Origin of the sequence: Vulcanococcus limneticus LL (assembly GCF_943369875.1) — a bacterium.
Classification (GTDB): Bacteria; Cyanobacteriota; Cyanobacteriia; order PCC-6307; family Cyanobiaceae; genus Vulcanococcus; species Vulcanococcus limneticus_A.
In genome coordinates, this window is sequence record NZ_CALROT020000009.1 from 60261 (window position 1) to 73333 (window position 13073).

The window sequence follows — 13073 nt, forward strand, 5'->3', positions numbered from 1 at the left end:
GGGTCCAGCCCCGGCTCAGCCCACCGGCTCGCCGGCGATCACCCGCAGCCGGCCCCGCTCCACCGCCCCAGGCACCCCCTCCAGGTCCGCGGCCGTCAGCCAGGGGCCGAGGCTGAGGCGCAGGCCGCTGGCGGCCTCGCCGTCGGAATAGCCCATGGCCTGCAGGATCGGGCTGGGGGCCAGGCCCCAGGGGTTGGCGCCCCGGCCACTGCTGCAGGCCGAGCCGCTGCTCACCGCGTAGCCCTGCTGCCAGATCGTCTGCACCAGGCGGCGGCCGGAGATGGGCCGGCCGCTGGGGCTGGCCATCAGCAGGCTGATGTGGTGGGGCAGCCGCTCGGGGCCCTGGGGATCGAAGGGATCGGGACCGCTGAGCCGCACGGCCGGCAGCTGCAGCAGCCGCTGCAGCAGGTCGTTGCGCAGATCGGCGATGGGATCGCGGCCGCCGTGGGCCCGCAGCCGGGCATCGCAAAGATCGAGGGCCCGGGCCAGGCCAGCCACCAGGGCCACGGGCTCGGTGCCGCCGCGCCGGCCCGCCTCCTGGCCGCCACCGCCGATGAAGGGCTTGAGGGACAGGTCGGGGCGCACCAGCAGGGCCCCGACGCCGCGGGGGCCCTGCAGCTTGTGGGAGGCGAAGCTGAGCAGGTCGATCGGCAGGGCATCGAAGGCCACCGGCAGGTGGCCCACCACCTGCACCGCATCCACGTGCAGCAACACGCCGGCCTCCCGGCAGCGCCGCCCTATCTCCTGGATCGGCTGGATGGTGCCCACCTCGCTCTGGCCCCAGATCAGCGACACCAGCCGCGTGGGCGGCGCCAACAAGCGATCGAGGGCGTCGAGATCCACCACCCCCAGGTGATCCACCGGCAGTTTCTCCACCTGCCAGCCCCGCTGGGCCAGCTGGCCGGCGGCGGCCACGGTGGCGGGGTGTTCCACGGCCGAGATCAGCAGCCGGCCCGGCGGGCCATCGGCGGCGGCCCCCAGCAGGGCCATGTGGATCGACTCGGTGCCCCCCGAGGTGATGATCACCTGGTTGCTGCCGCAGCCCAGGATCTCGGCGATGCGCTGGCGGGAGCGCTCCAGCCGTTCCGCCGCCGCCAGGCCGAAGCCGTGCAGGCTGCTGGGATTGGCCCAGGCCTCGGCGTCCACGGCGGCCATGGCCTCCAGCACCTCCGGCGCCGGCGGGGTGGTGGCGCAGGAATCGAGGTAGATCGGCGGGGTGTAGGTCATCGGTTCAGCCCCCCAGGCCCCCCTCCCGCTCGAAACGGGCGCGGGTGCGCGATTCGAGGGAGTTGGCGGCGAGGGCCACCAGGTCGTCGAGGGAGGTGCCGCTGAGCAGGGCCTCCACGCGGGCGCGGGCCTCGGCGCTGGGGCAGTCGTCGGGGCGGATGCAGCCGTTGGTGCAGACCGTGGCGCAGTCGATCGCCGGGGCGGCGCTGGCGGTGGGCGCGCTGGGGGCCGGAGCAGCGGAACCGGTGGCGACGGGGGCCGCGGCGCTGGGGGCCGCCGAGGGGGCTGCGGCAGTGCCCGGGCGCGGGCGTTCGGCGGCCTCGCGCCGGGCGGCGGCCACCACGGCGGGATCAGGCACCACCCCGTCGAACACGTGCTCGGCCGGGCCATCCATAAAGACCTTGCCGCTGTCGGGATCCCAGTGGATCTGCAGGGGGCCGCCCGGCAGATCGAGCCGGGCCCGGTTCGCGCTCAGCCCCAGCCGGTGGCAGGCCACCAGGGTGGCGCAGGCGCCCGTGCCGCAGGCCAGGGTGGGGCCGGCGCCCCGCTCCCACACCCGCATCACCAGGTGGTCTGGGGCGAGCACCTGCACGAAGTGGACGTTGGTCTTGGCCGGGAAGGCCGGGTGCACCTCGAAGCCGGCGCCGAAGCGCTCCAGGTCGATCTCGTCGACCGCATCCACCGGGATCACCACGTGGGGGTTGCCCATGCCGGCGGCCGCCACGGCGAAGGCCTCCCCATCCACCACCAGCTCGCCCTGGGGCAGGCCGTCGGGCCCCACCTCCAGGGTGGTGGGCACCTGGGCCGGCTCCAGGAAGGGGGCGCCCATGTCGACGCGGATGGTGCCATCCGGTAGCAGCTCGGGCACGATCCGGCCCGCCAGGGTGTCGATCTGCCAGGTGCGGCCGGGTCCGTCGCCGTCACGGTCGGCCAGGAAGCGGGCCAGGCAGCGGATGCCGTTGCCGCACATCTCCGGCTCGGTGCCGTCGGCGTTGAAGATGCGCATGCGCAGCTCACCGCCGGCGTTGGGGGGCAGGGCCAGGATCACCCCGTCGCCGCCGACGCCGAAGCGCCGATCACACAGCCGCGCGATCCACTCGGGCGTCAGCCCGAACACGAAGTCCGGCTCCGGAACGGCGCCGCCGTCGAGCACCCGACCATCCAGCAGCAGAAAGTCGTTGCCTAATCCTTGATATTTGCTGAACTGGAGCACGCGACGCGGCCGCAAGGTCGATCATCGATCCTATGGGGAACCTCTTCGAGAGCCGCACCGGGGCCACCTTTGATGCCTCCCAGCCCGGCGTGCGCACCCTGCAGGCCTGGGTGCGCAGCAAGAACCCCGTCAACGTGCAGCTGAGCGACGGCACCAAGCTGGACGGCATCCTGCGCTGGGTCGACGCGGAGTTCCTGGCCCTGCAGCCCGACTACGAGAAGCAGCCGATCCTGATCAATCGCACGGCCGTGGCCGTGATCCGGATGCTGGCCTGACGGCGCCCAGAGCGGCCGCCAGCCGGGGCCATTCGGGCGGCTGTGGCACCATCACAGGCCAGTGTCCGGGCCTGTCGTGAGCGAGAGCAGCCGCTACCAACCCCAGGCCATCGAGGCCGCCTGGCAGCAGCAGTGGCAGGAGCAGGGCCTGCACGCCACCCCCGAGCTGCAGCCGGGCGACGACGCCTTCTACGCCCTCTCGATGTTCCCCTATCCCTCGGGGAACCTGCACATGGGCCATGTGCGCAACTACGTGATCACCGATGTGGTGGCGCGGGTGGCGCGGCTGCGGGGCAAGCGGGTGCTGCACCCGATGGGCTGGGATGCCTTCGGCCTGCCGGCGGAGAACGCCGCCATCGAGCGGGGCGTGGACCCCGGCGCCTGGACCGACCGCAACATCGCCTCGATGCGGGAGCAGCTCAACCAGCTGGGCCTCTCGATCGACTGGGACCGGGAGCTGGCCACCTGCCACGCCGACTACTACCGCTGGACCCAGTGGCTGTTCCTGCAGTTCCTGGAGGCGGGCCTGGCCTACCAGAAGGACGCCACCGTCAACTGGGACCCGATCGACCAGACGGTGCTCGCCAATGAACAGGTGGACAGCGAGGGCCGCTCCTGGCGCTCCGGCGCCCTGGTGGAGAAGCGCAAGCTGCGCCAGTGGTTCCTGAAGATCACCGCCTACGCCGACCAGCTGCTCGACGACCTGCCCAAGCTCGAGGGCTGGCCGGAGCGGGTGCGCACGATGCAGGCCAACTGGATCGGCCGCAGCACCGGCGCCGAGCTCACCTTCCCGGTGGTCGATGCCGAGGGGAACGACACGGCCGAAGCCATCACGGTGTTCACCACCCGGCCCGACACCATCTTTGGCGCCAGCTACGTGGTGCTGGCCCCCGAGCACCCGCTGGTGGCCAAGCTCACCACGCCTGAGCAGGCGATCCACGTGGAGGCCTTCTGCGATCTGGTGAGCCGCCAGAGCGAGCAGGAGCGCACGGCCGACGACAAGCCCAAGCGCGGCGTGCCCATCGGCGCCCAGGTGCGCAACCCCGCCAACGGCGAGCTGATTCCCCTCTGGATCGCCGACTACGTGCTGGCCGAGTACGGCACCGGCGCCGTGATGGGCGTGCCCGCCCACGACCAGCGCGACTTTGTCTTCGCCCGCCAGTACGAGCTGCCGGTGCGGCAGGTGATCATCCCGGAGGGCAGCGATGAGCACGCCTTCGAGGGCGGCGCCTGGACCGAGGCCGGCGTGCTGATCCACTCGGGCCCCTTCACGGGCCTGGCCAGCGGCGAGGCCAAGCGCGCCATCGCCGAGGCCGCCGAGGGCCAGGGCTGGGGCCGCGCCAAGGTGCAGTTCCGCCTGCGCGACTGGCTGATTTCCCGCCAGCGCTACTGGGGCTGCCCGATTCCGGTGATCCACTGCGACAGCTGTGGCGTGGTGCCCGTGCCGAACGAGCAGCTGCCGGTGGAGCTGCCCCGCGATGTGGCCTTCAGCGGCAAGGGCGGTTCCCCCCTGGCCCAGCTGGAGAGCTGGTGGCAGGTGGCCTGCCCCTGCTGCGGCCAGCCGGCGCGGCGCGAGACCGACACCATGGACACCTTCATGTGCTCCAGCTGGTACTACCTGCGCTACAGCGACCCCCACAACACGGCCCTGCCCTTCAGCCGCAAGGCGGTGGATTCCTGGCTGCCGGTGGACCAGTACGTGGGCGGCATCGAGCACGCCATCCTGCACCTGCTCTACTCGCGCTTCTTCACCAAGGTGCTGCGCGACCGCGGCCTGCTGGGCTTCGATGAGCCCTTCCAGAAGCTGCTCACCCAGGGCATGGTGCAGGGCATCACCTACAAGAACCCCCACAGCGGCAAATACATCGCCCCCGCCGATGTGGCCGACCCCACGGACCCCCGGGATCCGGTCACGGGCGAGGTGCTGGAGGTGTTCTACGAGAAGATGTCGAAGTCGAAGTACAACGGCGTGGATCCAGCCGTGGTGATCGACAAGTACGGCGCCGACACCGCCCGCATGTTCATCCTGTTCAAGGCGCCGCCCGAGAAGGATCTCGAGTGGGACGACGCCGATGTGGAGGGGCAGTTCCGCTTCCTGCAGCGAATCTGGCGCCTGGTGGATGGCGCCGCGGAGCGGGGCCTGAGCCTGGCGGATGGCGCCGGCACGCCGGCGGCGGTGGCCGAGGCCCTGGCATCCGGCGCCCCCTCGGGCGAGGAGCAGGAGCTGCGGCGGGCGGTGCACACCGCCATCAGTGCCATCAGCGACGACCTCGACGGCGACTACCAGTTCAACACCGCCGTATCGGAGCTGATGAAACTCAGCAATGCGATGGCGGCCCATCTGGAGGCCAGCCGGGCGGCCCTGGCCTGCGAGGCCCTGCGCACCCTGCTGATCCTGCTGGCCCCGTTTGCCCCCCACCTGGCGGAGGAGCTGTGGCTGAAGCTCGGCGGCCGCCGTGAAACGGAGCAGCTGGACAGCAGCAGCGTGCACCGCCAGGCCTGGCCGCTGGCGGATGCGGCGGCCCTGGTGCGCAGCACCGTGCCCCTGGTGATCCAGATCAAGGGCAAGGTGCGCGGCAGCCTGGAGGTGCCCGCCGACGCCGACAAGGCCACCCTGGAGCAGCTGGCCCTGGCGAGCGACATCGCCGCCAAGTGGCTGGAGGGCAAGGCCCCCAGCCGCGTGATCGTGGTGCCCGGCAAGCTCGTGAACCTGGTGCCCTGAAGGCAGCACCTGGAGCGAGGGGACCCCTATCGGGTCCCCCACGACCTCAGTCGTGCAGGAACACCAGGCTCTCGGGCTTGCCCCAGTCGCCGCGGGCGCTGATGTGGCGACGGTTGGCGCAGAGGTGGCGCAGGATCCAGTAGAGGGGCTCGGGGCTCTCCAGCCCCAGGTCCGCCTGCAGCCCCGCCAGGGTGTGCTCCCTGTCGTCCGCCAGCCGTTCCTCAAGCCGCACCTGCAGGTCCAGCAGGGCCGCTGCGGCCAGCTTGCCGGCCTCCACGCCGGGCTGGTGGTAGGCGTTCACGTTCACCAGCTCGCCGTAGAGCCCCACGGCCCGCTCGAACAGGGCGATCAGGGCACCCAGGCTGTGGGCATCCAGGCGCTGCAGAGTGATGGTGAGGTTCTGGCGGCCCTCCTCGGTGAGGGCGGCGCGGGTGCCCTGCAGGAAGCCGTCGAGGAAATCGCCGGGGTTCTCGCCCTCCAGCGGCGGGATGTCACCGGGATCTTCCAGCACCTCGATGAAGGTCACGAAGAAGTTGTCGACGCCATCGCGCAACTGCTGCACGTAGGCGTGCTGGTCGGTGGAGCCCTTGTTGCCGTACACCGCCAGACCCTGGTGTACCACCTGGCCGTCGCGGTCAAGCTTCTTGCCCAGGCTCTCCATCACCAGCTGCTGCAGGTAGCGGCTGAACACCTCCAGCCGGTCCCGGTAGGGCAGCACCACCATGTCGCGGCGGCCCTTGCCCTCACCGGCGGCGTACCAGGCGGCCGCCAGCAGGGCCGCGGGATTGGCCTCCAGCTCCGCCACGCGGGTGGCGGCATCCATCGCACCGGCCCCGGCCAGGAAGGCGCGCATGTCGGCGTCGATCAGCACACCGGGCAGCAGGCCCACGGCGCTGGTGACGCTGGTGCGGCCGCCCACCCAGTCGAACATGTCGAAACGGGCCAGCCAGCCGCCGGCCTCGGCCTCCTGGTCCAGGCGGCTGCCGAGCATGGTCACGGCCACGGCCTGGCGGGCCCAGCTGCCGCCGTGGGCCTCCAGGGCCCGCTTGGCCTGGAGCATGCCGATGTGGGGCTCGGGCGTGCCGCCCGACTTGCTCACCACCACCACCAGGGTGGTCTGCAGCCGCTGGCCCAGGGCCGCCAGGGTGCGGCGCATGCCGTCGGGATCGACGTTGTCGAAGAAGTGGAAGGGCAGGCCGGAACCCGGATCCTGCAGGGCCCGCACCATCAGCACCGGGCCCAGGCCCGATCCACCGATGCCGATCCACAGCACGTCGGTGAAGCGCTTGCCGGGACCCGGCGCGATCACCCCCGCCTGCACATCCCGGCCGAAGGCCTCGATCCGGTCCACCTCGGCGCGGATGTGATCCCCGGCGGCGGCATCCGGCGCCAGCTCGGGGCTGCGCAGCCAGTAGTGGCCCACCTGGCGCCCCTCATCCGGGTTGGCGATCGCGCCGGCCTCCAGGGCCGCCATGGCCTCGAAGGCCCGGGCGAAGCGGGGGCGCAGGGCCTCCAGGCGCTCCGCATCGAGGACCATGCGGCTGAGATCGAGCCAGAAGCCGAGGGCGGGATCGTGCCACAGCAGGCCGCAGAACCGCCGCCAGAGGGCCTCGGGGCCGGCGCCGGCGGAGGCGGTGAGAAAGGTCATGGGCCCGGGCAGTGGCAGTCGAAGCAGGGCGACGCTATCGGTGATCGGTCACAGGGCAAAGCGGCGAAGGCTGCATTCCGGCCAAAAAACCGGGTCTGGCCTGGGACTGTGTGGACCGCCACACAACCGTCCGGTGTGAATGGTGACGATGAAAAAACTCCGTAAACTTGAATCATTCCTTCGTGAGACCGCTTTCCGTGCCGCGACGCCCCGCCGCGACCCAGCGCTGGAAAGCCTCTGCGAGCCTGGCCAGCCTGCGGCGTCGCCTGCTGATCGGACTGCTGGTGTCGTCCAGCGCGCTGCTGGGCTCCACCCAGGCGCCGCACGTTGGTGCGGGAACCCTGATCAGCGGCCCCAGCCTCTCGGTGGGCTCCGCCGCTGACGCCACCGGCGGCCTGGTCAATGAGGGGCAGCGGCCCAACCCGGCCAGCTTCAGCCCGGGGGAACTGCAGGAGCTGCAGCGCCGCTTCGGGGTGCATGGCCCCCAGCCGCGCCTGGCCCAGCTGTTCACCAGTGGCATGGACCAGCTGACGCCCCTGCGCAGCCACACCATCAGCCGACTGGAGGATCTGCAGCCGTTCGTGCGGCGGGAGGGCCGTCGCACCGGCATCAACCCGATGCTGCTGGCGGCGATCCTGTTCGATGAGATGCAGCACGCCAAGCCCGGCGAGGACCTGCCGATCGCGGCCCACTCCGGCCTGTTCAGCACCCACGGTCCAGCCCAGCTCGGACTGAGCGAGATGGTCAAGCAGGGCCTGCTGCGGCCCGATGCCGGTCCTGAGGAACTTCAGGCGGCCCGGGAGCAACTGCTGGATCCGGAGCGCAACGTGACCCTGCTGGCCGGCAAGCTGCAGCGCATCCTGCGGGAACTTGACCAGAGCCCGGCCCGCACCCACGACGCGAGCCGGCTGCCCCGCCACGCCAAGACGGTCGCCACCCTGGCCTACCTGCACAACGGCAAGCTCGATTACCCGACCCGCATCCTGCGGTACATGCAGGACCCCGAACTGCACGGCGTGATCTACGGCCAGCGCCGCGAACCGCTCTCGCCCCTGATCTGATCGGGGACAGATCAGCAGAGCTTGCCGAGGGCGGCCAGGCGCCGCTGCAGAGCTGTCCAGTCGAAGCTGCGGGGATCCGCCCGCGCCCCCCCCAGGTCGACGTGCCGGTGCGTCGTGATTGCCGTGGCCGAGATCGGAAAGCGCTCCATCCAGTCCGCCAGCACCACCGCCAGGGCGTCGTACTGGGCCGGGCTGTAGCCGCTGTGGCTGGGGCCCTCATCTTCGCCGTCGAGGGGCGTTTCCAGGCTCAGGTGCAGGGCGAAGTTGTTGACCGAACCGGCCAGGGCCCGGTTGCTCACCACCCAGGCGCCGTTGAAGGCCGAAAACCCCGCCCCGAAGGCCCGCTGCCCGGGGTCGACGGCCTGCACGATGCGGCCGTCCTCGCCGATCAGGATGTGATAGCTCACCTGGTCGTCGTCGTTGGCATGGGGGGTGCGGAAGGTGTTGATCGCCGAGCCCAGCCCGTAGACGGTCTCGTGCAGCACCACCAGCCTGGGGGTGGGATCGAGGGGGTTGCCGAAGGCGTCCTGGCGGAAGCGCTCGCCGTAGTTGCTCGGATCGATGCGAACGGTGTTGCGGCGGCTGGGCAGGCTGGCCAGCTGGGCCTGGAGCCGCTGTTGCAGGCGGCGATCCAGCCCCTGGCACTGGCGCCGCAGCGGGCTGCGCCAGGCGGCCTGGGGCGGCGGAGCCGGAGCCGGGACCGCAGGGGTCGAGTCGGACGGCCGGCCCAGCTGGCGCAGCTGCTCGAGCAGCGACGGGCGCTGGCTGCGATCGCCGCTGCCAGCGCCCAGATCCCAGCCGAGCCAGCCCAGGCCGATGGCACTCAGGGCCAGACCGGCCGCCAGGGGCAGCAGCCAGTGGCGATGGGGCTCGATCCGGTCGTGCAGGGCCCGGATGTTGCGGCTCAGCATGGCACCAGATCCAGCCAGCGCTGGCGCCGCTCCATGGCCTCGGGCGTGGCCTGGGGGTCCTCCTCCAGGCTCCAGCGCTCGGTGCGGGCGGGCCCGGGGCGCAGGGTCAGCGCCCGCAGCTGACCGCGGCGGCAGATCAGCAGCTCCTGGGCCTGGCCAGGGAGCAGCCCAGGGCCCAGCTCCTCGGGCTTGCGCAGGCGCCGGCCCTCCAGGGCCAGCAGCTCGTCACCCACCATCACGCCGGCCGCCTCGGCGGGGCCATCGCGGTGCACCCGGCTGGCCGTGAGCTGGCCGGCCTCGCGGCGGGCCACCAGGCCGATCCAGGGGTGGGGCGCCGTCACGGCGGTGAGCTGCATCCCCACATCCCAGAGGTAGCCGTCGAGGTCGGGATCCTCCAGCCCCTCCAGCCAGGCGGGCAGCAGCGCGGCCAGATCGGGGGCCGCCGCGGCGAAGGCCGCCAGCAGATCCGCTTCGCGGTAGCCCCGGCCCCACTGGCCCAGCTCCTGCCACAACCCCCGCAGCACCGCCGCCAGGCAGGAGCCCTGGCGGCGCAGGTGCAGGTCGAGCACCAGGGCCAGCACGGCGCCCTTGAGGTAGTAGCTGATCTGGCTGTCGGCCGCGTAGGCATCGGCGCGGTAGAGCTTCACCCAGGCCTCCTGGCTGCTGTCACGCAGGCTCTGGACGCTGCGGCCCGGGGTGAGCCGGTAGCGGCTGAGGTCCTCCCCCAGGTCATCCAGGAGGTCCGCCGCGCTGGAGCGCCCCGCCAGCAGCGGCAGAAACTGGTCGAGGTAGCTGGTGATCCCCTCGGCGAACCACAGCGTCGGCACGATCGGCGGCCGCTGGTAGTCGATCGGCGTGAGCTCGGCGGGCCGCAGCCGCCGCACGTTCCACTGGTGCAGGTATTCGTGGCCGAACAGCTGCAGCAGCTTGCGCAGGCCGTTCGGCGTCTCCAGGGCCCGCCGTCCGTAGACGAGCACGGTGCCGTGGTCGTGCTCCAGGCCGCCGTAGCCGTCATCGGTGAGGTGCAGCACCACCAGGTACTCGCGGCAGGGCGGCGGGCCGGAGCCCATCAGGCGGCAACAGCTCTCGGCCACGGCCGCCACGGCGTCGAACAGGGCGGGGAAGCGCTCGAGCAGCCAGTCGCCCTGCTCCGGCGTGCCCCCCCAGGTGACCCAGCGGTGCGGCACCCCCCGCACCACAAACCGGTGCTCCCGGTGGGGACCCACCTCCAGGGGGCTGTCCACCAGGGCATCGAAGTCGGGGGCCAGCCAGCTGCCGTCGGCCTGCTCCGGCAGGGTGAGGAAGGGCCGCCAGCCCTCGGGCAGCTGCAGCCGCAGCCGATGCGGCGACCAGCGCTCCCCCTCCAGCTCCAGCACCACCGCCGCCAGGGCCAGAAAGCCGTGCTCACTGTCCAGGTGGCAGGTGCGCACGGTGAGCTCGTTGGCCATCACCCGGTAGCGGATCTCCAGCTCGCCGGCGCTGGGATCACACGCCAGCTCCCAGCAGGAGGGGTCCAGCCGCCGCAGCGCCAGACGCCGCTCGCCCTGGTGGGCCTCCAGGCCCTCCAGCTGGCGCACGTAGTCGCGGATCAGGTAGGAGCCGGGGGTCCAGGCGGGCAGCCGCAGTCGCAGCACCGGCGTGCGGGGCACCAGGCGCAGGCTCACCTCCACCAGGTGCCGGTGGGGGGCCTGAAGATTCAGGAGCAGGTCGACCACGGGCAGTGCGCTCAGGCCACCAGCTCAACCTGGGCCTGGGACAACTCCCGGGCGGCTTCGCGCAGGGCCAGGCGAGTGGCATAGGCGCGGGTGATGCGGCCGATCAGCTGCTGCAGGGGGCGGGAGCGCCCCAGGCGCTGCAGATCCCCCACCAGGGCCAGGCTGCCGTCGCCCTGGGGCCGCCAGCCGAGCCGTTCGCCCTCGCCGAGGCTCACCCAGAGGCTCACGCTGACCCGGTCATCGGCGAAGCCCCGCAGGCTGCCGCCCCGCTGGGGGTCGAGTCCCAGATCCTGCAGAGCCTCCGCCAGGAGGTCGGCGTCGCGGAGGACGGTGGGCAGGATGGAGAGATGGGACATGGAGGCGATGCCCGCTTTGGTAGACCCTAGCGATCCGGGCCTGGCCGTCCAGTGGCCGTTGCCACAGCAGGGGCCGATCCATCCGGGGGATGGACCGGTGCCCGGAGAGGGGAGCAGCGGCCGGAGACTGCGGCTGGGGGTGATGGCCTCGGGCAACGGCAGTAACTTCGAGGCCCTGGTGGGGGCCTGCCGCCGCGGGGAGCTGGCGGCCGAGGTGGTGCTGCTCGCCGTCAACAACCCAGGCTGCGGGGCCGTGGCGCGGGCCGAGCGGCTCGGCATCCCCATCCAGCTGCACGACCACCGCCAGGCCGCCAGCCGCGAGGCCCTCGACAACGCCCTGGCCGCCAGCTTCCGGGCCGTCGATGCCGATCTGGTGGTGATGGCGGGCTGGATGCGCATCGTCACCCAGCGCCTGATCGATGCCTTTCCCGATCGGCTGGTGAACATCCACCCCTCGCTGCTGCCCAGCTTCCGGGGCGTGGATGCCGTGGGGCAGGCCCTGGCGGCGGGCGTCACCCTCAGTGGCTGCACGGCCCACCTGGTGCGGCTGGAGGTGGATGGAGGGCCGATCCTGGTGCAGGCCGCCGTGCCGGTGGTGTCCGGGGAGGATCGCGCCGCCCTGGCCCGCCGCATCCAGGGGCAGGAGCACCGCATCCTGCCCCTGGCGGTGCGGCTGGCGGGGGAGCGGCTGGGGCTGCTCCAGCCGCCCCCCGCTCAGGGGTAGAAGGGCAGCAGCGGCAGGCCCGTCTCGGCCGGCAGGCCCGCCAGCAGGTTGAGGCACTGCACCCCCTGGCCGGCCTGGCCCTTGATCATGTTGTCGATGGCGCTCATCACGATGAGCTGGCCCGTGCGCGGATCCACCTGCACCGAGAGCAGGGCCCGGTTGGTCTGGCGCACCCACTTGGTGGAGGGATAGGTGCCCACCGGCAGCACGCGCACGCAGGGGGCCTTGCGGTAGGCCGCCTCCAGCAGGGTGGTGCAGTCGTCGGCGCTGAGGCCCGGATCCTTGAGGCGGCCGTAGACCGTGGCCAGCAGGCCCCGCACCATCGGAATCAGGTGGGGGGTGAACTGCAGCTGCACCGGCTGCCCGGCGGCGCGGCCGCAGAGCTGTTCGATCTCGCTGGTGTGGCGATGGCCCACCACGCCGTAGGGGGCCACCCCCTCGGAGGCCTCAGCCAGCAGCAGGTGCTCCTTGGCGGCGCGGCCGCCGCCGCTGGTGCCGGTCTTGGCGTCGACCACGATGCCGCCGGTCTCGATCAGCCCCTGCTTGAGAAAGGGGGTGAGGGCCAGCAGGCTGGCGGTGGGGAAACAGCCGGGGGCCGCCACCAGCCGGGCCGTGCGGATCCGCTCCTCCTCCCACTCCACCAGGCCGTAGACGGCCTCGGCGCAGAGGTCCGCGTCGCTGCGGGGGAACTGGCGGGCCTCGGAGGCATACACCTCCTGCCACTGGGCCAGGGAGCTGTAGCGGTAGTCGGCCGAGAGATCGACGACCTTGACGCCGCGCTCCAGCAGACCAGGCACCAACGTGGAGGCCAGGCCGTTGGGCAGGCTCAGCACCGCCAGGTCGGCCGCCTCGGCGATGGCGTCCACCTCCGGGCTGCGCACCACCGGATCGCCGGGCAGGGGCAGGAAGGGGGTGAGCTCACTCCAGCGCTTGCCGCTGCTGCGCTCACCCCCCAGGTAGGTCACGGTGAGGCTGGGGTGGCCCTGCAGGAGGCGCAGGGTCTGGAGGCCGCCGTAGCCGGTGGCTCCGATCACGGCGACGCGCTGGCTGGCCATGCCGAAGGCTCGGGAACGGCCGACTGTACCGGGCTTTATAAAAGTGAGAGCCCCACCCATTCCCGGGTGGCGTTGGTCCGCCCCCCTGCCGAGCCCGCCCTTGAGCGCCAGCCCCTCCAGCACCCCCAGCGCCGCGGACGCCCTCCCAGCCGCCAGCGGCGGCAGT

At 72.1% G+C, this 13073-nt stretch carries 11 protein-coding genes; 4 read left to right on the forward strand and 7 right to left on the reverse strand.

Annotated elements, in window-relative coordinates; genetic code table 11:
* Window positions 1-15: 15 nt before the first annotated feature.
* Both ACLV7J_RS11130 and dapF read right to left on the reverse strand, forming a co-directional pair.
* The gene (locus ACLV7J_RS11130) at window positions 16-1227 is read right to left on the reverse strand and encodes a cysteine desulfurase family protein (protein WP_411869164.1); all 1212 of its coding nucleotides are present in this window, start codon (window positions 1225-1227) and stop codon (window positions 16-18) included.
* 4 nt (window positions 1228-1231) lie between these two features.
* Complete coding sequence (gene dapF / locus ACLV7J_RS11135) at window positions 1232-2440, reverse strand: diaminopimelate epimerase (protein WP_411869165.1); 1209 nt, start codon at window positions 2438-2440, stop codon at window positions 1232-1234.
* A gap of 32 nt (window positions 2441-2472) precedes the next feature.
* On the opposite strand from dapF, the gene ACLV7J_RS11140 reads away from it, so the two are divergent.
* On the forward strand, window positions 2473-2715 hold the full coding sequence (locus ACLV7J_RS11140) for an Hfq-related RNA-binding protein (protein ID WP_411869166.1): 243 nt from the start codon (window positions 2473-2475) through the stop codon (window positions 2713-2715).
* 76 nt (window positions 2716-2791) lie between these two features.
* Window positions 2792-5437, forward strand: a complete 2646-nt coding sequence (gene leuS / locus ACLV7J_RS11145) for a leucine--tRNA ligase (RefSeq protein ID WP_411869167.1) — start codon at window positions 2792-2794, stop codon at window positions 5435-5437.
* 46 nt (window positions 5438-5483) lie between these two features.
* Here leuS and ACLV7J_RS11150 read toward each other — a convergent pair whose 3' ends face one another.
* Window positions 5484-7085: a glucose-6-phosphate isomerase gene (locus tag ACLV7J_RS11150; protein WP_411869168.1), complete on the reverse strand. Its 1602-nt coding sequence runs from the start codon at window positions 7083-7085 to the stop codon at window positions 5484-5486.
* Window positions 7086-7450: 365 nt separating this feature from the next.
* Between ACLV7J_RS11150 and ACLV7J_RS11155 the strand changes: the two genes are divergently transcribed.
* Window positions 7451-8146 carry a helicase DnaB gene (locus ACLV7J_RS11155; protein ID WP_411869262.1) on the forward strand — a complete coding sequence of 232 codons (696 nt, stop codon included), beginning with the start codon at window positions 7451-7453 and terminating at the stop codon, window positions 8144-8146.
* Window positions 8147-8157: 11 nt separating this feature from the next.
* Here ACLV7J_RS11155 and ACLV7J_RS11160 read toward each other — a convergent pair whose 3' ends face one another.
* The 3 genes from ACLV7J_RS11160 to ACLV7J_RS11170 are packed head-to-tail and all read right to left on the reverse strand — an operon-like array spanning window position 8158 to window position 11128.
* On the reverse strand, window positions 8158-9057 hold the full coding sequence (locus ACLV7J_RS11160) for an N-acetylmuramoyl-L-alanine amidase (RefSeq protein ID WP_411869169.1): 900 nt from the start codon (window positions 9055-9057) through the stop codon (window positions 8158-8160).
* A complete protein-coding gene (locus tag ACLV7J_RS11165) occupies window positions 9051-10772 on the reverse strand; it encodes a M61 family metallopeptidase (RefSeq protein ID WP_411869170.1) in 1722 nt (573 codons plus the stop codon). The genes ACLV7J_RS11160 and ACLV7J_RS11165 overlap by 7 nt, the downstream gene beginning before the upstream one ends.
* Window positions 10773-10783: 11 nt before the next feature.
* Window positions 10784-11128 (reverse strand): DUF1257 domain-containing protein, encoded by a 345-nt coding sequence (locus ACLV7J_RS11170; protein WP_411869171.1) that lies wholly within the window; start codon window positions 11126-11128, stop codon window positions 10784-10786.
* A gap of 7 nt (window positions 11129-11135) precedes the next feature.
* On the opposite strand from ACLV7J_RS11170, the gene purN reads away from it, so the two are divergent.
* On the forward strand, window positions 11136-11852 hold the full coding sequence (gene purN, locus ACLV7J_RS11175) for a phosphoribosylglycinamide formyltransferase (protein ID WP_411869172.1): 717 nt from the start codon (window positions 11136-11138) through the stop codon (window positions 11850-11852).
* Here purN and argC read toward each other — a convergent pair.
* Entirely contained in the window at window positions 11843-12907 is a 1065-nt protein-coding gene (gene argC, locus ACLV7J_RS11180; RefSeq protein ID WP_411869173.1) for an N-acetyl-gamma-glutamyl-phosphate reductase, read from the reverse strand. The genes purN and argC overlap by 10 nt on opposite strands.
* Between the last annotated feature and the right edge of the window lie 166 nt (window positions 12908-13073).

What these genes read in the sequence shown, in the direction of transcription:
- argC (WP_411869173.1), bottom strand. Translation starts at nt 12,907, where the DNA reads ATGGCCAGCCAGCGCGTCGCCGTGATCGGAGCCACCGGCTACGGCGGC.
- ACLV7J_RS11130 (WP_411869164.1), bottom strand. Translation starts at nt 1,227, where the DNA reads ATGACCTACACCCCGCCGATCTACCTCGATTCCTGCGCCACCACCCCG.
- ACLV7J_RS11160 (WP_411869169.1), bottom strand. Translation starts at nt 9,057, where the DNA reads ATGCTGAGCCGCAACATCCGGGCCCTGCACGACCGGATCGAGCCCCAT.
- ACLV7J_RS11140 (WP_411869166.1), top strand. Translation starts at nt 2,473, where the DNA reads ATGGGGAACCTCTTCGAGAGCCGCACCGGGGCCACCTTTGATGCCTCC.
- ACLV7J_RS11170 (WP_411869171.1), bottom strand. Translation starts at nt 11,128, where the DNA reads ATGTCCCATCTCTCCATCCTGCCCACCGTCCTCCGCGACGCCGACCTC.
- purN (WP_411869172.1), top strand. Translation starts at nt 11,136, where the DNA reads ATGCCCGCTTTGGTAGACCCTAGCGATCCGGGCCTGGCCGTCCAGTGG.
- ACLV7J_RS11150 (WP_411869168.1), bottom strand. Translation starts at nt 7,085, where the DNA reads ATGACCTTTCTCACCGCCTCCGCCGGCGCCGGCCCCGAGGCCCTCTGG.